Source organism: Micromonospora sp. NPDC005161, from assembly GCF_053599855.1.
Genome location: NZ_JBSFYQ010000029.1, coordinates 23,346 through 40,918, shown reverse-complemented (window position 1 = coordinate 40,918; position 17,573 = coordinate 23,346). Strand labels below are relative to the sequence as shown.

Below are 17,573 nucleotides of genomic sequence, written 5' to 3'. Positions count from 1 at the left end.
CGGCCCGTGGCCCCGCGCGGCTGCCTTGTTCGCGTGGCCATTGCGGGCCTGGACATGGGCCGTGCCGCGATCGTCGTCGAACGGACCGACGGGGTGTCGGTGCAGACACCGCTGCAGCGCGGCGACCTCTTCCGCCCGTTCACGTTCCGGCCCGAACTGGGCCGGTTGGCCGCCTGGCCGGAGCACTACGACGAGATCCTGGCGACACTGCAGGCACATCTTCGCGAGGCGCGCCGCCGGGGGCAGGCGCCCGGCACCGGGCGACCAGCGCAGCCCTCCTCCACCGCCGGTGCCCGGCCGACGCCCACATCCGCCGGAGCCCGCTGGGCGGGCGCGTCCCCCGGTCGGCAAACTTCCGACAAGCGGCGCGACATCCATGCGCTCACCCGGCAACACCAGCGGGGCGCGCTCACCGACGCCGAGTTCGCCGCGAAACTCGCCAAGATCCACGAGAGGGGCTGACGCGACGCCCGGCATGGTCCGTCGATGAGCGATATACCTCAGGGGCATATTTATGCCTCAGAGGTATATCGCTCACAACAGCGACCGCTCGGAGAGGGGGCGGCAGCGACGAGATCGCGTCGCTGGTCAGGATCGCCGACGCATCGGCGGGCCACTGGGCGACCGCAGCTGTCGTATCGTTCCGGCATGGCGCAGCCGGTGTGGGCGGACGGTGACGCGTACGAGGCGTACGTGGGCCGGTGGAGCCGCCTGGTCGCGGCCGATTTCCTACGCGGGCTGGACGTACCGCCCGGGAGGCACTGGCTGGACGTGGGCTGCGGCACGGGCGCGTTGACCTCGACGATCCTCACCGACGCCGATCCCGTCCGGGTGACCGGAGTGGACCGGTCGGCCGGGTTCGTCGCCAGCGCGCGTGCCCGGGTCGCCGATGGTCGGGCGACCTTCCAGGTCGGGGACGCCCGCGCGTTGCCGCTGTCCGATCGGGCCGTGGACGTGGTGGTCAGCGGTCTGGCGCTCAACTTCGTGCCGGAGCCGGCGCGGGCGGTGGCCGAGTTCGCCCGGGTGGTCCGACCGGCGGGTGCGGTGGCGGCCTACGTCTGGGACTACGCCGACGGCATGGCGATGATGCGCCACTTCTGGGCGGCCGCCGCGCAGCTCGACCCGGTCGCGGCGGGGCTGGACGAGGGGCACCGCTTCACGGTGTGCCAGCCCGACGCCCTCCGGGAGCTGTGGGTGGACGCCGGTCTGGGGCAGGTGTCGGTCCGGCCGGTCGAGGTGCCCACCACCTTCACCGACCTGGCCGAGTACTGGACGCCGTTCCTCGGCGGGCAGGGCGCCACCCCGACGTACGTGACGACGCTGGCCGACCCGGCCCGCGCGGCCCTGCGGGACCTGCTGGCCGCCCGGCTGCCGGTGGAGCCCGACGGCTCGATCCGGCTCACGGCACGCGCCTGGGCGGTCCGGGGCACCGCGCCGCAGTGACGGCCCCTGCCGGGGGTCCGTTCTCCGCCGGGCACATTGCTGAGCTAGATTCAGGTGCCTCGAAGAGGCACCTGACCTGCGGCTGCACCGCTTCGCGTTGCCGGCACGACGGCCGGTGGGATCGGTGACGACGGGGGTACGTGGTGCAGGGCCGGGCGGCGGAACGCGACCGGATCGACCGGATGCTGAGTGACGCCCGGGCCGGCGCGAGCAGTGTTCTGCTGATCCATGGTGACGCCGGCATCGGCAAGACAGCCCTGCTGGACCACGCCGCAACTCGCGCGTCCGACATGCGGGTGCTGCGAGTCGACGGCCTGGAATCGGAGACCGAGCTGGCCTTCGCCGGCCTGCACCAGCTGTTCCTGCCGGCCATGGACCTCGTCGACCAGCTGCCCGGCCCGCAGGCGCGGGCCCTGCGTGCCGTCTTCGGGCTCACCGACGACACGGTGCGCGACCGGTTCGTCATCGGCCTGGCCGTGCTCAGCATGCTGTCCGAGGTCGCCGGCGAGGGAACGCTGCTCTGCCTGGTCGACGACGTGCAGTGGCTCGACCGGGCGTCGGTCGACGCGTTGGCGTTCGCCGCCCGCCGGTTGCAGGCCGAGGGCGTCGTGCTGATCTTCGCCGCCCGGGAGGCCGCCGGCGTGGCCGGGGTCGGCGGGATTCCCGCGCTGCACCTCGCGGGACTCGACCCGGAGGCGGCCGCGGCGTTGGTCGCGGACCTGTCGCCGTACGTGCGCCAGCGGATCATGGAAGAGGCGCAGGGCAACCCGCTCGCGCTGCGGGAACTCTCCGCCGCGTTGACCCCGACACAGCGCGCCGGTCAGCTCAGCCCGTTGACGCTGTCCGCACCGTCGAACCGGGTGCAGGACACCTTCCTGGATCAGATCCGCCGGCTCCCCGAGGCCACCCGGACCCTGCTGCTGACGGCCGCCGCGGACGACACCGGAACACTCGACCTGATCCTGCGGGCCGCGACTGCAACGATCGGTGACCTGGCGCCGGCCGAGCGCACCGGCCTCATCGTGCTGACCGGCGACACGCTGCGCTTCCGGCATCCGCTGATCCGGTACGCGGCGTACCAGGGCAGCCCGTTCGCCGACCGGGTCGCCGCCCACCGGGCGCTGGCGGCGGCGCTCGTCGCACCCGAGCACGCGCATCGGCGCGCCTGGCAGCTGGCCGCCGCGGCCACCGGGCCGGACGAGCGGGTCGCCGACGAGTTGGAGCGGGTCGCGATCTGGGCCGGCGGCCGGCAGGCGCTCGCGTCGGCGTCCGCGGCGTACGAGCGGGCGGCCCAGCTCACGGCCGAACCCGAAGGCCAGGCCCGCCGGTTCATCGCCGCCGCACAGGCCGCGGCCGACGCGGGCCAGGACGAGCGGGGCGGCCGGCTCGCGGCGATGGTCGAGGCGGCGCCGCAGGACCCGGGCCTGGCGGCGGACCTGGCGCGGGTTCGGGCGGTGGTGGAGCTGGGGTACGGCAGCCCCGACGTCGCCGGCCGGATGCTGCTCGACTGCGCCGACCAGATCGGCGCCCAGCGGCCCGACAAACTCCCCACGCTGCTGGTGGACGCTCTGCACGCCGCCTTCTCCTCGGGAAACGTGGAGCTGATCGCGGCGGCCGCGGAACAAGCCCCCTCCGAGCCGGTGCTGGCCGTGCCGGCCCGACTGCTCGCCGACGACGTGCCCGGTGCCCTGCGCGCGCTCCGATCGCTCGTGGCGGCGCGCGGCCGAACCGACACCGGGTTCATGGACCGGCTGATGACCGGGATCTACTGCCACCTGGCCGCCGATGACGAGATCGCGTACGAGATCGCGGCCGAGGCGGTCGAGCACTGCCGGGACAACGGCATGGGCGGATGGCTGCCCACCGCACTGCACCTGCTCGCCCGGGTGGAGCTGACCCTCGGGCGGCTCGACGACGCGTCCGCGCACGCCGCCGAGGGGCTCCGGTTGGCAGAGGGGTACGACCTGCGCCACCGAGCCGCCCACGTGCGTGCCGTCCTGGCGGTACTGGCCGCCGTACGGGGCGAGGAGGAGCAGACCGGGCGGTTGGCGGGCGACGCGATGGCGTACACGCAGCCGCGCGGCGTCGGCCGGGCAACGGCGGACGCCCTGTGGGCGCTGGGCCTGCTCGACCTGGGCCTCGGCCGCGCGGACGTGGCGCTGCAACGGTTCGAGGCGGCGCGAGTGGCCGCGGGTCACCGGTTGTTCGGCGCGTTCCTGCTGCCCGATCTCGTCGAAGCGGCAGTACGCGCCGGTCGACCCGAGCGGGCCGCCGAACCGGCGCGTCTGCTCGACGAGTGGGCCGAGGCCACCGGCCGCCCGGCGCTCGCCGCGCTGGCCCACCGCTGCCGTGCCCTGACCACGCCGGACGCCGAGGCGGAGCAGCACTTCGCCTCGGCCGTCCGGCTGCACGGCGACGGCAGCGCCTTCGATCAGGCCCGCACCGGGCTGCTCTACGGGGAGTGGCTGCGCCGCGCGCGCCGGAAACTCGAAGCGCGCGGCCACCTGCGGGACGCCCTCGACACCTTCGCGGCGCTCGGCGCCGAGCCGTGGGCCCGGCGGGCCGGGGCCGAGTTGCGGGCCAGCGGCGAGGTGGCGGAGCCCTCCCTGGGCGGACCGCTCAGCCGGCTGAGCCCTCAGGAACGCGAGGTGGTCCGGTTGGCCGCGACGGGCGCGACCAACCGGGAGATCGCCACGCAACTGTTCCTGAGCCCACGCACCGTGGGGCACCACCTCTACCGGGCGTTTCCCAAGCTCGGTGTCACCTCGCGCACCGACCTCGCCTCGATGCTCTCGTCATGACTCCGGCGCGGAGTAGAGCAGCCGGATCTGCGCGACCCGGTAACCGGCGCGCGCGAACGCAGCGGCCATCGGCACGTTCGTCGTGTCGGTCGTGGCCGTGATCAGCTCGGCCCCCTGCTCGGCGTGGAACCGGGTGATCTCGGCGAGCACGTCGTCGATGTAGCGACGCCCGCGCAGCTCGGGGACGACGCCCAGGTAGCCGACGTTGCGGTTGTACGGCGTCGCGGACGGAATCGCCAGCCCGGCGAGCGTCCCGTCAGTCGTGTGGACCAGCCGCCACCACGCCCGCTCGCCCGGGCAGTCCAGGTAGAAGTCCATCTCCTCCCGGGCGGTGACCTCCGGGCTCTTGACCGCCAGGTTCCGGCGGGTCTCCCTGTCCAGGCTGCCCACCGCGATCCGGCGGAACACGTCGAGGAACTCGTCGTCGGAGCCCTCGGAGAAGACGAGCCTGCCGCTGGAGGCGGGCACCCCAACCTCGGGCGTCCACTCCAGCCGCAGCCGCTCCACCTCGTCGGTCAGCCCGACCGCGAGCGCCGCGTCCCGCCGCCACGCCACCGCCGCCGCGACGGACTCATCGTCCCGCCAGTCGTTGGGCAGGGTCAGGTTGTACAGCGGAGGCTTCGGCGCGCCGTCCCGCGCGAACGCCCGCAGGCCCGCGGTGAGCAGACCGACCGCGACCCCCGTAGGGTCGGCGACCGACGCGTCGACGTGCAGGCAGTCCAGGGCGACCGGGTGGGCGCTGGACGCCTGCCCCCACCACAGCGCGCGGCCGACCACCCGCTGCTCGTCCTCGGCGATCCAGGTCCACTCCGGCCGGTACATGCCCTGACCCAGTTCGTCGAGGTAGCGGTCAGCGTCGATCGTGCTGACCCCGTCGTCGATGGGAAAGCCGGTGACCCGGTCGAGGTCGGCCTCGGTGGTGGCGCGGAACAGCATCGGTCCTCTTTCAGTGCTTGACATAGGTGGAGATGGTCGTGCCGGTGTTGAACACCCGGGAGTCACGCAGTGCGAAGCTCGCCACGGCGAAGGGCGCCCGGAACAGGGGAATGCCGGAGCCGAGGACGACGGGGTACCGCTTGATGACCAGTTCGTCGATCTCGTCCACGAGTTGGCCGGCGAGTGTCGCCCCGCCGCAGAGCCAGATGCCCATTCCGTCCTGGCGCTTGAGCGCGCGGACGAACTCCGCCGGCTCGTCCGCAACGATCTGCACCGACGGATCGCGCTGGTCGAGGGTCCGGGAGAACACGTACTGCCGCAGGTGGGCGTACGGGCTCGTGACGCCGATGGCCAGGGCAGGTTCGTAGGTTGCGCGGCCCATGAGGACCGTGTCGAACGTGGTGTTCGCCGCCGCGGCGATCCCGAGCGGCTCCCGCGCGTGGGTTGGCAGGGTCTCGGGATAGTCGGCCAGGATGGCCGCGGCAAGGTCCCCCTCGAACGCGAAGAAGTCGGACCCGCCGTCCGGCCCGGCGATGAACCCGTCCAGGCTGGTGGCGATGTAGTACGCCAGTTTGCGCACGTCAGATGCTGCTCCTTGAAGATGATGTTGACAGCTGGAACGCTAGTCGGCTCACCGGCGGCCGGCATCGGTAGCAGCGACGTAACGTGACTGAACGGCCTGGTCGTCGCGTACAGCGGTACCGCCCTTGACATCCTGTTCGGCCAGGATGACCCGGAACACGCCGTTCGGCGCCGACGACCTCAGCGGGGGAGCTGGTGACCGTGGTGTGGAGCGCGGTCGGGGTGGATCGTCACTGGTCGACGACCGCCGCGATGGCGGCGCGCTGTGGCCACGTCTCCTCGGTCATGCAGTCGGTGAGGCAGGAGAGGCTGAAGGCCAGCGGCCAGGAGGCGCTGTGCCGGTTCTCGGTCGGTAACAGGGTCAGTGGTGCGTCCGGGTCCCACTCGGAGGTGGGTGGCACGTGGACGGCCAGCACCTCACCGACGTACGGCCGTTCGGCCCACCGGACGGTCCGGCGCAGCACCTGCTCGGCGGTGACCTTGAGCAGGGTCACCGTGCAGAACTCGGGAGTGCCGCCGCGGCTCATCCACCGGCCGTAACCGAGGACGCCACTCTCGGCGATCTCGTTCGGTTCGAGGTGACACTCCTCGCGCAGCTCCCGCAGCGCGCCGCCGATGACGACCTCCTGCAGGCTCGGCGCGGTGGGCGTCGCCGACGCGTCCTGCGGTTCCAGGGAACCGGAGCCGGAGGGGGCGATGAGCCCCGGGCTGCCCACGTTGTCCCGGGTCTGCGCGACGAGCAGCAGCTGCCCGTCGATGGTGAACGCCAGGGTGGAGACCCCCACGACGTTGGCGAGCCGGCTGTCGGCGAACCCCCGCAACCGGCCGCGATGGTCGAGGATGAGGTCTCGCCCGCGCAGCGCCAAAGTGTCCCGGCCGGCCTCGTAGACGTCGTAGGCGGCGAGCAGGTTGCTGCAGAAGAAGTCGAAGTACCGCGCGGGCCGTAGCGTGACCACCCGGTCGTCGGTGCCGGTCGGCAGGTCGGCGGCGAGGCCCAGCACTGCGGCGTTGTGCATGGCCGCGGTGCGGGCGTGCCGGGCCAGGAAGTCGAACGACCAGCGTCGGAGGTCCCGACCGAGCAGGTAGCTCGTCGGCGTCACCTCGCAGCGGATCCGTAGGTCGCGCAGCCGGGCACTCTCGGCGATGCGGACGATGCCGGTGCTGTGGGCGTTCTCCAGCACCCGCTTGGGGCCGGTGGCCTGCTCGGCGATGTCCCGGTAATCGTCGCCGTCGCGCGGGTGGAAGCGGAACTGCCGGGCCCGTCGGCGGTTGCCGCGGATCTCCATCGCCGAGACGAGCGCGCCGGCGGTGGCCGCCGCGACGCTGAGCGCCAGCGGTGGGTTGTGCACGGCGGTCGCCACGCTCAGGGCCGCCAGGCCGACGCCAGCGGTGGTCAGGCGGTACCGCCACAGGCCCTGACGCCAGATGCTCATCGTCGTGGTGACTCTTCTCGCCGTCTTGAGCACTCGGCACCTTTTCCGGTCGCGCCTGACGGAGACGACCGCATGGTATCCGCAGCGGAAACCCGCACAATCCAGCCGAGTTGCCGTCCAAGCTTGCGAATGTGTCCGCTGAACCACGGCACGCCGCACCGGAGCGCCGGACAGCCGCCCTGGTCACGGCCAGGGTCCGTCGGTAGGCGCGTCCCGGGCGCTGTCGCATACCGGACAAGACGGTAAAGCCCCTGGTAGAGCACTGTTGGGGCAGGTGGAGAGGCTGCGGATGGCGGACCACATCCCAGTCCTCCGGCCCGGCAGGGGACAGCACCGTCCGCACCGGCGCCGCCTTCACCCAGCCCGGCCTCGCCGCCGTGGCGGACACGGCACAGCCGCCGGCCCGACCACGCGTACGGCCACCGCCCATCGGCACAGGGTCGTCTACACCTCCGGCAGCATGGCGACGCCGCTCACCGGACGCGCCGCCGTACCCGTGCCCCGCCTGCCTTTCGCACCGTGGACCACGCCCGGTCCGGCGTCGCTCACCCGCGCGCCGGCCCGGCGACCGAAGCAGAGAGAAGGCCCCGACATGGCCGCTCCCACCGCGATCGCAGCCCTGAGCGCATCCGCCTACTCGCCGGGTGACCAGATGCTGCTGACCGTCACCTATTCCGACACCGACACCAAACCGCTGACCGTAGCCATCGTGGTCACCGACGCGCAGGGCAACAGCAGCGCTCCCGTCAAGGTCACCGCGGTCATCGACCCGCTCACCCTGACCGTCACCGACGACTCCGGACGTACCTGGACGCGGGTCTCCGACAACGGCTCGGTCGCCGTGTACCGGGGGGTGGCGTGATGCCCCGGGTCACCGTGCAGGTCCGCGACGCCGCCGGACACACCGCGGCCGCCACCGCCGACTACGCCCTGAACCAGCCGGTGCTCGGTGGCTACTACCTCTCCGGCGGGGCCGACCCCACCGCCGACATGGCCGGCGGTAACTTCCGCTCGCTCACCCAGTACCGCAGCTTCGCCGACGGCTACATCTTCCCCGGCTACAACCGGCCCTGGCTGACCAACCTGGGCAAGGCCGGGGTAAAGATCAACATGGTTCTGGAGCTGAAGCACTACGGCGCCCCGAACGCCGGGCCGCAGAGCTTCACCGTGGACGGCACCAGCTACACCGTGCCGGGGCCGTCGATGACCATCCAGCAGCGCCCCGGCACCACCTGGCCGAAAGCGTACGGGTACGGCCAGGTGCTCAACGGCCAGTGCGACGGGCTGCTCCACCGCGCACTGGCGCAGTACCGCACACTCGGGTTCGCGGTGAACATCCAGCTCGCCTCGGAACTGGACACGGACCACGAGTTCGGCACGACCGAGGGCAGCAAGGCGTACACCTGGGCCGAGTCGGACGCCCGCGCGGTGCAGGCGACGAACTACATCCTCACCTGGTTCAAGGCACGGACGCTGCCCGCCGGCACGACGTTATCAATCGGCCTCGGCGGCTTCGACCGGGCCTGCTTCCAGCGCACCCACCCGGAGGCGCTGATGTCCAGGCTGGACTTCCTCCAGTGGAACGCCTACGCCACCAACGCCAACGACACCGCGCTGTCCCGGTTCCGTCGCACGAAGGACTGGGCAGTGGCGGACCTCGGCCCGGTGGCGCTGTCCCGGCCCGTGATCATCGCGGAGTGGGGAGTGCGGTCGGCCGAGATCCCGAACCAACCGGCCTGGATCGCCACCGTCCCGGCGGCCGTCGCCAAGCTCAACGCCGAGCGTGGACCCCGGATCGTGCGGACCAACTACTTCAACTCCGGGTGGGGCACCCTGTCGCCGAAAGCGGCCCGCCGGGTTGGCCGCCCTCCGGACCGCGTACGCCACCCGCCCGTACGTCTGACCGGGCCGGAGTTCGTACCGGCTCGGTGGCAGGCGACAGCGTCGCCGGGTCAGCCCTTGTCGAGCCGGCCGGCGTACGTGTCGCGCAGCTCGGGCCAGCCGAAGTCGAGGGCATCGGCCCCCCGGATCGGGCCGACCGGGTCGCCGTCGAGCAGCCGGTCGGCCACGTCGAGGCAGAGGTGCCAGCCGGCCGTGACCATCGGCAGCATTCCCGGGTCGGCGACGGTGTGCCGCAGGGTGAGTCGGGTGCCGGTGCCCAGCGGACTCAGCTCCCAGCGCAGCAGGTCGTCGCCCCAGGTGTACTCGAGCAGGTGCGATGGCTCGGCCCGGCGGACCGTCGCCGAGGTCGGTGTGGTGGTCTCGCCGGCGACCATGGTGAGCACGGCGGCGCCGGGGGAGGCGAGGTCCCGGTCGGCGAGGAAGGGCGCCCACTCGGCGAGCTGTGCCGGGTCGGTCAGCGCCGCCCAGACGGCGGCCGGCGGGTGCCGCAGGTCGCGGACGAAGACCAGCGTGGCGCCGCCGTCGGCGGGCTCGGCGCGTACCTCGGCGGGTGGGCTCGGGCGGAAGGCGTCGCGGTCCATTCACTGCTCCTGACTGTCGAGGTGCCGTTTCAGGGCGTCCAGGTGCCGGTTCCACAGCCGGCGGTACGGGTCCAGCCATCCGTCGACCGCTCGCAGCGGGCCCGGGTCGAGGCGGTAGATGCGCTGCCGGGCGGCGATCCGGCAGGAGACGAAGCCGGCCTCGCGGAGCACCCGCAGGTGCTTCGAGACGGCCGGTTGGCTGACCCCGAGGCTGTCCACCAGCTCGCCGACGCTGCGCTCCGCGTCGCGGAGCTGCTCGAGGATCCGGCGCCGGGTGGGCTCGGCGAGGACGGTGAAGATGTCGGCGGACACCACCCCAATATGCCCCATCGGTCATATGACTGTCAAAGCATATGAGCGGCGCCCGCAGTACCGGAGCGGCACGGGGCCCGGCTTCCTATGCTCGGAGCATGGAATTGCGGATCTTCACCGAACCCCAGCAGGGCGCCAGCTACGACCAGTTGCTCGCCGTGGCACGCTGCGCCGAGGACGCCGGCTACGGTGCGTTCTTCCGGTCCGACCACTACCTCATGATGGGCGAGGTGACCGGTGATCCCGGCCCCACCGACGCCTGGACCACCCTCGCCGGCCTGGCCCGGGACACCAGCCGGATCCGGCTCGGCACCCTGATGACGGCTGCCACCTTCCGGCTGCCCGGCCCGCTGGCGATCACCGTGGCGCAGGTCGACCAGATGAGCGGCGGCCGGGTGGAGCTGGGCATCGGCACCGGCTGGTACGCCGATGAGCACACCGCGTACGGCATCCCGTTCCCCGCCCTGGCCGAGCGGTTCGACCGGCTGGAGGAGCAGCTCGAGGTCGTCACCGGGCTCTGGGCCACGCCGCCGGGGGAGCGGTTCGACCACGCCGGCCGGTATTACCCGATCAGTGACTCGCCCGCCATGCCCAAGCCGGTTCAGCAGCCGCGCCCGCCGATCCTGCTCGGCGGGATGGGTCCGAAGCGGACTCCCCGGCTGGCCGCCCGCTACGCCGACGAGTTCAACCTGCCGTTCGCGTCGACGGTCGACACGGCGGCGCAGTTCGACCGGGTGCGCGCGGCGTGCGCCGAGATCGGTCGGGACCCGGCCGAGTTGGTCTGGTCCAACGCCCTGGTGCTCTGCTGCGGTCGGGACGACGCGGAGGTGGCCCGCCGGGCCGCCGCCATCGGCCGCGACCCGGACGAGCTGCGGGCCAACGGCGTGGCCGGCACGCCGGCCGAGGTCCTCGACACCATCGGCCGGTACGCGGAGATCGGCAGCCAGCGGATCTACCTCCAGGTGCTGGACCTCAGCGACCTGGAGCACCTCGAGCTGGTCGCCAGCGAGGTGATGGCGAAGCTCTGAGCCCGCTCACGAGCCTCGGTGAGCCCCGCCGCCCGTTCGGACCATGCCCGGGTCGCGCAGCACGGTGTTCAGCCGGCCGTCCCGATCGCTGTCCACATAGGTGACGTCGGCTACTCCGTCGCCGTCCAGGTCGACCTGGACGATGTCGGCGACGCCGTCGCCGTCGAGATCGGTGGCCACCTCCACTGAACCGTCCAGATGCCGGGTCACGATCGACCGTGGCTCGGCGCCGGGGGCGCGTGGCGGCGGCCCGGGCGCTGGCACCGGCGTCGGTGCTGGCGCGGGTGCGGGTGTCGGGCGGGGCCCGGGCGTGGGTGCCGGATGGCTCTGCGACCGGGCGCCCGGCGGGGCGCTGGTCGGCTCGACACCACTGCCGGTCGGGTCCAGTTCCTCCTCTGAGGGGAACACGTCGCCCCGCGGGGCTGGATCACGGTAACTGCTCATGGGCGTAGGGTTCCCCGACGATGGCGAGAACAACCGTGCCCGATCGTCCGGTGTCCGTGGCTCCCGGTCTGTCGGACGATGCTGGGACCGACGCCACGGTCATGAACGGGGGTCCGAGCGTGGAACTGCGCCGGAGTCGGGGGGCCCTGGTGCTCGCCCTGGTCTGCGTACTCGGTGGGGTGGTTCTGCTGGCGCTGCCCCGCGACGACGCCCTGCTACGGACGATCACCGCGGTGGGCGCCGTCGCGCTCGGCGTCGTGGCCCTGTTCAGCGCGTTGCGGCCGTTCCGGTTCGGAATCGGCGCGGACGGGCTGACCATTCGGCGACCGGGCCTGCGCCGGTCGATCCGGTGGGCCGAGGTGGACACGCTGGTCCTCGACGAGCCACCCCGGCGGGACGGCCGCCCGGTGCCGCCACGGCTGCTCCTGGTGCCCGTGCCGGGTGTGACGCTCGGGCCACCGGTGACCGCCCGCCATCCCGTCGACGGCCGGCCAGCCATCGAGCTGCTCGTCCTCGACCAGGTCCGGGAACAGCCGGAGCAGGTGTCCGCCGCGCTCACCCGCTACGCCGGCGACCGGTTCGTGGACCTGCCCGCGCTGCGCCGCGCCGCCTTCACGGAGCCGGAGCTCACCGTGAGCCTGCGCGGCTACCGGATGGACCAGGTCGACCAGTTGATCCGGCGCGGCCAGGACGCCCTGGTGTCCGGGGACGCCCAGACCCGGCTGGCGGCCCGCGTGGAGATCGAACGAGCCCGCGCGGTCGGCCTGCCGATCGCCCAGCGCGGTTACACCCGACTCCAGGCCGACCCGGCGCTGGACGCCCTCGTCGCCGCGTTGGCCGACCACCCGTCCACCGATCGGGAGACCACATCGTGATCGCGCCGGGACAGGGCGGCCCCTCGGCCGCCACGGTCGACGTGCCGCGCCGGAACTGGGCCGGCAACGTGCGCTACGCCGCGCGGGCGTTCCACCGGCCGACCTCCACCGACGAGCTGCGTCGGCTGGTCGGTGCCAGCTCCCGGATCCGGGCGGTGGGCACCGGGCACTCCTTCAACCGGTTCGGGGACACGACCGGCGACCTGGTCACCCTGGCCGGGCTGCCTCCGGCGATCGAGGTGGACGCCGAGCGCGCACGGGTCACCGTCGCCGGCGCGCTGCGCTACGGCGACGTCGCCCGGCAGTTGCACGCCCAGGGGTACGCGCTGGCCAACCTCGCCTCGCTGCCACACATCTCGGTGGCCGGGGCGGTGGCCACCGCCACCCACGGCTCCGGTCAGACCCACGGCAACCTGGCCACCTCCGTGGCCGCCCTGGGAGTGGTCACCGCCGACGGCGACCTGCTGCGCGTCGACCGGGACACCGACGGGGACACGTTCGCCGGCATGGTGGTGGGGCTCGGCGCGCTCGGCCTGGTCACCCGGGTCACCCTGGACGTGGTGCCGACCTTCGAGCTGCGCCAGTACGTGCGGCTCGACCTGCCCCGGGAGGCGCTGGACGAGGCGCTCGGCTCGGCGTACAGCGTCAGCGTGTTCACCGACTGGCGCGGGCCGCGACTGCGCGAGGTGTGGCGCAAGCAGCGGGCGGACCAGCCGCCGCCCCCGGCGGACTGGCTCGGCACCACCGCCGCCAACGAGCCGCGCCATCCGGTGCTCGGGATGCCGGCGGAGAACTGCACCGAGCAGCTCGGTGCGCCGGGCCCGTGGCACGAGCGGCTGCCGCACTTCAAGCTCGGGTTCACCCCCAGTAGCGGTGACGAACTCCAGTCCGAGTACCACCTGCCACGGGCGGCCGCAGCCGACGCCCTCGCCGCCCTGGACGACGTGGCGCACCTGATCGCTCCGGTGCTCCAGGTGTGCGAGCTGCGTACGGTGGCGGCCGACGAGCTGTGGCTCAGCCCGAACCACCACCGGGACAGCATCGCCGTGCACTTCACCTGGATCGGCGACCCGGTCGCGGTGGCCCCCGTGTTGGCGGCGGTGGAGGAACGGCTGACGCCGTTCGCGCCGCGTCCGCACTGGGGCAAGGTCTTCACCACCGACCCGGCCGCGCTGGCCGCCCGCTATCCCCGGTACGCGGACTTCACCGCCCTACTGGCCCACCTCGACCCGACCGGCAAGTTCCGCACCACCGAACTGGACACCTACTTCCCCCGCTGATCAGCGGGGTGCGGCCGGCGTGGGTTGGTTGGTGCGGAGGGTGCCGCGTTGGACGGCGCGACTGATGTCGCTGGGCGAGACGATGCCGACCAGCCGGCCGTCGGTGACCACCAGGGCGCGGCCGTCGGCGCACTCGCTGAGCCGGGGGAGCAGGTCGTTGAGTTCCTCGCCGGGCTGGGCGAGGACCAGCTGGTCGGCCCGGCAGGCCACCTCGGCCAGCGTGGTCGACGCCCGCCGGTCGGCCGGTACGCCCCGCACCCGGTCCAGGGTGACCAGGCCGGTCGGCCGGCCGTCGTCGGTGAGCGGCAGCGCCGAATGCCGGTACGCGAACAGGTAGTGGTCGACGAAGTCGGCGACCGTCATCTCCGCCGAGGCGGTCTGCGGCTGCGGGGTCATCACCTCGCCGACCCGGATCCCGCGCAGCGCGCTGCCGGTGCGGGCCTGCCGCTCCTCCATCCCGGCGGCCCCGATCAGGAACCAGCCGATCAGCGCCAGCCAGAGCCCGCCGAAGCCCACCCCAGACAGGAACTGCCACAGCCCGAGACCGATCAGCAGCGCGCCGAGCACCCAGCCGGCCCGAGCGGCGACGACCGACGCCCGGGTGCGGTCACCGGTGGCCTTCCACACGGCCGCGCGTAGCAGCCGCCCGCCGTCCAGGGGCGCGGCCGGCAGCACGTTGAAGATCGCCAGCAGCACGTTGATGCCGGCCAGCCACGCCATCACCCCGAGCAGCAGGCCACCCTGCCCGGCCAGCGCGAGCAGCGCGGCGATGACGCCGAAGAAGGCCCCGAGCAGCAGGCTGACCAGCGGGCCGACCCCGGAGATCCGCAGTTCCGCGCCCGGGTCGCGGGGCTCGCCCTTCAGCTCGGCCACCCCGCCGAACAGCCACAGGGTGATGCCCCCGACCTGCAGGCCGTTGCGCTTGGCGACGATCGCGTGCGACACCTCGTGGGCCAGCAGGCCGACGAAGAAGACCACCGCCGCGGCCAACCCCGCCAGGGTGTACGCCACGGGCGAGCGGTCGGGGTAGGACCGGGGGAACTGATTGGCCGCCAGCCCCCAGGCGATCAGCGCGAAGATGACCAGGACACTCCAGTTGACGCCGACCGGTACACCCGCGATCCGGCCAAGCCGGAAGCTCGCCCTCATCCCTCCCCGTTACCCGCGCTCGGCCCGCCCATGCGCTCGAGAGCCCGCCGGCGCTGTGCAAGGTCAGCGGCGCGGGCTCTCGCTGGCGATTGTCGCCTCCCGGGGCAGCGCAGCCGCCCGTAGCGCCCAGTCCAGCGCGTAGTCGGCGATCGGCTCCCAGCCGTCCTGTCCGACGGTGAAGTGTGACCGGCCGGGGAACTCCTGGTACGCGGTGAGCGCCCGGGACTTCTGGTAGAGCGTGGCGTTGGCGCGGACCACCGACGGCGGCACCACGTGGTCGACCTCGCCGGCCATCAGCAGCAGCGGCGCGCGGTCGTCGCGCCCGGCGTCGACGCGGGTGGGTGAGCGCGGGTCGAGGTTGGCGAACGCGCCTTCGAAGTACACCCGCCCCGCACCGGGGACGGCGTAGCGCTGCCAGGCCCGGTCGGAGTCTTCGCGGCTCATCGCGTTGCCGAACGTGTAGGCGAAGTCGTCCGGGGTGAACGGGACGGCCTTGTGCCGGTTGGCGGGGCTGCGCAGGATCGGGAAGCCGGAGCGCAGCTGACTCAGGGGCACCTTGAGCACCCCCTTCACCTGCGCGGGGTGCACTCCCACCGCCGCCGAGCCGAGCCCACGGTCGACCAGGAGTTGGGTGATCAGCCCGCCGAACGAGTGCCCCATGATGATCGGCGGTCGGGGCAGCGCCCGGATGATCCGATCGTAGTGCGCGACGATCGTGGCGATGCTCTGCTCGGCGATCGGCCGGGGATCGTCGCGCAACTGCTCGACGGACCGGTCCATCCCGGGCCAGGCGGGGACGATGACGTGCATGCCACGCGCGTTGTACCGCTCGGCCCAACCCTCCCAGCTGCGGGGGGTCATCCAGAGCCCGTGGATCAGCACGATCGTGTCGGTTCGGCCCTGCGGCGTGGCACCCATCGCGTTCCCCCTGTCGCGGCGTCCGGCCCGGCGGTTACCCGCTCCTGCGGGCGTCACGCTCCGTGTCGCGCGGACGGCCCCTGACAAATGTCACGGCCGGAACGTGACGACCGCTCCGGGTACCGCACCCCGCGCGGCCGGAGCATGGCTGACATGACCAGTACGCACCCGGCCGTCGAACTCGACGGCCTCACCAAGACCTTCGGCGCCGTCACCGCGGTTCACGGGCTGAGCCTGCGGGTGCAGCCCGGCGAGGTGGTGGCGTTCCTCGGCCCCAACGGCGCGGGCAAGACCACCACCATCGACATGCTGCTCGGGCTGGCCCGTCCGGACGCGGGCACGGTCCGCCTCCTCGGCGGCACCCCGGACGACGCGGTGGCCCGGGGCCGGGTCGCCGCCGTGCTCCAGACGGGCGGACTGCTCAAGGACCTCACCGTCGGTGAGACCGTCCAGATGACCTCGCACTTCTACCGGCACACCCGCCCGGCGACGGAGGTGCTGGAGCGGGCCGGCATCGCCGACATCGCCGACCGGGTGGTCGGACGCTGCTCCGGCGGCCAGCAGCAGCGGCTGCGCTTCGCGCTCGCACTGCTGCCGGACCCGGATCTGATGGTGCTCGACGAGCCGACCACCGGCATGGACGTCGAGGGTCGACGGGACTTCTGGCAGGCTCTGCGCCGCGACGCGCGCGCCGGACGAACCGTCATCTTCGCCACCCACTACCTGGATGAGGCGGACGCGTACGCCGACCGGATCGTGCTGGTGCGGCAGGGGCGCGTCGTCGCCGACGGCACCACCGCGGAGATCAAGAACCTGGCCGCCGGCCGCACCGTCCGGGCCACCCTGCCCGGTGCCGACCAGGCCGCCCTCGCCGCGCTGCCCGGCGTCGACGCCGTCGAGGTACGCGGCGACAGCGTGCTGGTGCGCACCGGCGACTCGGACGCGATCGCCCGACACCTGCTCACCCGGACCGCGGCCCGAGACGTGGAGATCACCTCCCGCAACCTCGAGGACGCCTTCCTCGCCCTGACCACCGAGCACACCGGAGCCTGAGATGACCACCCTGCCGGCCACCCCCGCCGCCACCCGTGCCGACCGGCCCACCGAACCGGACCGCCGGCTGCCCGCCCTGGGCGGGTTCGCCCCGGCCGTCCTGCGCATCGAGCTGCGCAGGGTGCTGCGCAACCGCCGCACGCTCGCGTTCACACTGATCATGCCGGGTGTCTTCTTCCTCATCTTCGGCCTGCCGCAGGGCGGGCAGTCGCTGGACAACGGCCGCCCGGTGACCGCGTACGTGATGATCAGCCTGGCCGTCTACGCGGCCATGGTGGCGACCACCAGCGCCGGCGGCGCGGTGGCCACCGAGCGGGCGCTGGGCTGGAGTCGGCAGCTGCGGCTCACCCCGCTGCGCCCGACCGCGTACGTGGCCACCAAGCTGATCACCGCGATGGCCCTCGGCCTGCTCGCGGTCGTCGTCGAGTTCCTGGTGGGCGCCGCCGCCGGCGTCCGCATCCCGATGCACGTCTGGCTGCTGGCCGGGCTCGCCGCCTGGGTCGGCTCGCTGGTCTTCGCCGCGTTCGGCCTCTTCATGGGCTATCTGGTGCCGGCCGAGAACGTCATGCAGTTCATCGGCCCGATCCTGGCCGTGCTGGCCATGTTCGGCGGACTCTTCGTCCCGCTCGAGGTGCTGCCGGACGTGCTCCAGCACGTCGCCCGGTTCACCCCGGTGTACGGCGTGGGCGAGCTGTCCCGCGCCCCGCTGACCGGTGAAGGGGTGAGCATGGCCGCGGTGGCCAACATCGCCTGCTGGGCCCTGGTCTTCGGCGTCGGCGCGGCCCGGCTGTTCCGCCGGGACACCGCTCGGGTCTGACCGCTCCGACCGTTAGCGT

Annotated in this window: 17 protein-coding genes and 1 pseudogene; 10 read left to right on the top strand and 8 right to left on the bottom strand. The window is 73.0% G+C overall.

The window, feature by feature from the left end:
* Positions 1 to 33: 33 nt before the first annotated feature.
* The 3 genes from ACWD5O_RS24900 to ACWD5O_RS24890 all read left to right on the top strand — a co-directional run bounded on the left by ACWD5O_RS24900 (position 34) and on the right by ACWD5O_RS24890 (position 4,244).
* The gene (locus ACWD5O_RS24900; protein WP_450086716.1) at positions 34 to 462 is read left to right on the top strand and encodes a hypothetical protein; all 429 of its coding nucleotides are present in this window, start codon (positions 34 to 36) and stop codon (positions 460 to 462) included.
* A gap of 186 nt (positions 463 to 648) precedes the next feature.
* On the top strand, positions 649 to 1,443 hold the full coding sequence (locus ACWD5O_RS24895) for a class I SAM-dependent methyltransferase (protein ID WP_450086715.1): 795 nt from the start codon (positions 649 to 651) through the stop codon (positions 1,441 to 1,443).
* Between the two features lie 140 nt (positions 1,444 to 1,583).
* Complete coding sequence (locus ACWD5O_RS24890) at positions 1,584 to 4,244, top strand: LuxR C-terminal-related transcriptional regulator (protein WP_450086714.1); 2,661 nt, start codon at positions 1,584 to 1,586, stop codon at positions 4,242 to 4,244.
* On the opposite strand, the gene ACWD5O_RS24885 is transcribed toward ACWD5O_RS24890, so the two are convergent.
* From ACWD5O_RS24885 to ACWD5O_RS24875, 3 genes are all read right to left on the bottom strand, one after another.
* A complete protein-coding gene (locus tag ACWD5O_RS24885; RefSeq protein ID WP_450086713.1) occupies positions 4,239 to 5,180 on the bottom strand; it encodes a GNAT family N-acetyltransferase in 942 nt (313 codons plus the stop codon). The two genes, ACWD5O_RS24890 and ACWD5O_RS24885, sit on opposite strands and share 6 nt — an antisense overlap.
* Positions 5,181 to 5,190: 10 nt before the next feature.
* On the bottom strand, positions 5,191 to 5,760 hold the full coding sequence (locus tag ACWD5O_RS24880) for a dihydrofolate reductase family protein (protein WP_450086712.1): 570 nt from the start codon (positions 5,758 to 5,760) through the stop codon (positions 5,191 to 5,193).
* A gap of 232 nt (positions 5,761 to 5,992) precedes the next feature.
* Complete coding sequence (locus ACWD5O_RS24875) at positions 5,993 to 7,195, bottom strand: hypothetical protein (protein ID WP_450086711.1); 1,203 nt, start codon at positions 7,193 to 7,195, stop codon at positions 5,993 to 5,995.
* Between the two features lie 592 nt (positions 7,196 to 7,787).
* Here ACWD5O_RS24875 and ACWD5O_RS24870 point away from each other — a divergent pair.
* Complete coding sequence (locus tag ACWD5O_RS24870; RefSeq protein WP_450086710.1) at positions 7,788 to 8,057, top strand: hypothetical protein; 270 nt, start codon at positions 7,788 to 7,790, stop codon at positions 8,055 to 8,057.
* Positions 8,057 to 9,098 (top strand): annotated as a pseudogene (locus ACWD5O_RS24865) (hypothetical protein). Before ACWD5O_RS24870 ends, ACWD5O_RS24865 begins: the two are co-directional and overlap by 1 nt.
* Positions 9,099 to 9,147: 49 nt before the next feature.
* Here ACWD5O_RS24865 and ACWD5O_RS24860 read toward each other — a convergent pair.
* Both ACWD5O_RS24860 and ACWD5O_RS24855 read right to left on the bottom strand, forming a co-directional pair.
* Complete coding sequence (locus tag ACWD5O_RS24860; protein WP_450086709.1) at positions 9,148 to 9,678, bottom strand: SRPBCC family protein; 531 nt, start codon at positions 9,676 to 9,678, stop codon at positions 9,148 to 9,150.
* Positions 9,679 to 9,990 (bottom strand): ArsR/SmtB family transcription factor, encoded by a 312-nt coding sequence (locus tag ACWD5O_RS24855; RefSeq protein WP_450086708.1) that lies wholly within the window; start codon positions 9,988 to 9,990, stop codon positions 9,679 to 9,681.
* A 98-nt stretch (positions 9,991 to 10,088) separates the two neighbouring features.
* Between ACWD5O_RS24855 and ACWD5O_RS24850 the strand changes: the two genes are divergently transcribed.
* The gene (locus ACWD5O_RS24850; RefSeq protein WP_450086707.1) at positions 10,089 to 11,018 is read left to right on the top strand and encodes an LLM class F420-dependent oxidoreductase; all 930 of its coding nucleotides are present in this window, start codon (positions 10,089 to 10,091) and stop codon (positions 11,016 to 11,018) included.
* A gap of 6 nt (positions 11,019 to 11,024) precedes the next feature.
* Here the strand turns inward: ACWD5O_RS24850 and ACWD5O_RS24845 are convergent, their stop codons facing one another.
* Positions 11,025 to 11,462, bottom strand: coding sequence for a hypothetical protein (locus ACWD5O_RS24845; RefSeq protein WP_450086706.1), 438 nt, complete (start codon positions 11,460 to 11,462; stop codon positions 11,025 to 11,027).
* A 101-nt stretch (positions 11,463 to 11,563) separates the two neighbouring features.
* On the opposite strand from ACWD5O_RS24845, the gene ACWD5O_RS24840 reads away from it, so the two are divergent.
* Together ACWD5O_RS24840 and ACWD5O_RS24835 are read left to right on the top strand one after the other, a co-directional pair.
* Positions 11,564 to 12,337 carry a hypothetical protein gene (locus tag ACWD5O_RS24840; RefSeq protein WP_450086705.1) on the top strand — a complete coding sequence of 258 codons (774 nt, stop codon included), beginning with the start codon at positions 11,564 to 11,566 and terminating at the stop codon, positions 12,335 to 12,337.
* Between the two features lie 41 nt (positions 12,338 to 12,378).
* Positions 12,379 to 13,617, top strand: coding sequence for an FAD-binding protein (locus tag ACWD5O_RS24835; protein ID WP_450086744.1), 1,239 nt, complete (start codon positions 12,379 to 12,381; stop codon positions 13,615 to 13,617).
* Here ACWD5O_RS24835 and ACWD5O_RS24830 read toward each other — a convergent pair whose 3' ends face one another.
* Complete coding sequence (locus ACWD5O_RS24830) at positions 13,618 to 14,766, bottom strand: site-2 protease family protein (protein WP_450086704.1); 1,149 nt, start codon at positions 14,764 to 14,766, stop codon at positions 13,618 to 13,620.
* A 63-nt stretch (positions 14,767 to 14,829) separates the two neighbouring features.
* Positions 14,830 to 15,684: an alpha/beta hydrolase gene (locus ACWD5O_RS24825; protein WP_450086703.1), complete on the bottom strand. Its 855-nt coding sequence runs from the start codon at positions 15,682 to 15,684 to the stop codon at positions 14,830 to 14,832.
* Positions 15,685 to 15,837: 153 nt separating this feature from the next.
* Between ACWD5O_RS24825 and ACWD5O_RS24820 the strand changes: the two genes are divergently transcribed.
* The gene (locus ACWD5O_RS24820) at positions 15,838 to 16,737 is read left to right on the top strand and encodes an ABC transporter ATP-binding protein (RefSeq protein WP_450086702.1); all 900 of its coding nucleotides are present in this window, start codon (positions 15,838 to 15,840) and stop codon (positions 16,735 to 16,737) included.
* Position 16,738: 1 nt separating this feature from the next.
* The gene (locus tag ACWD5O_RS24815; protein WP_354965491.1) at positions 16,739 to 17,554 is read left to right on the top strand and encodes an ABC transporter permease; all 816 of its coding nucleotides are present in this window, start codon (positions 16,739 to 16,741) and stop codon (positions 17,552 to 17,554) included.
* Positions 17,555 to 17,573: the final 19 nt, after the last annotated feature.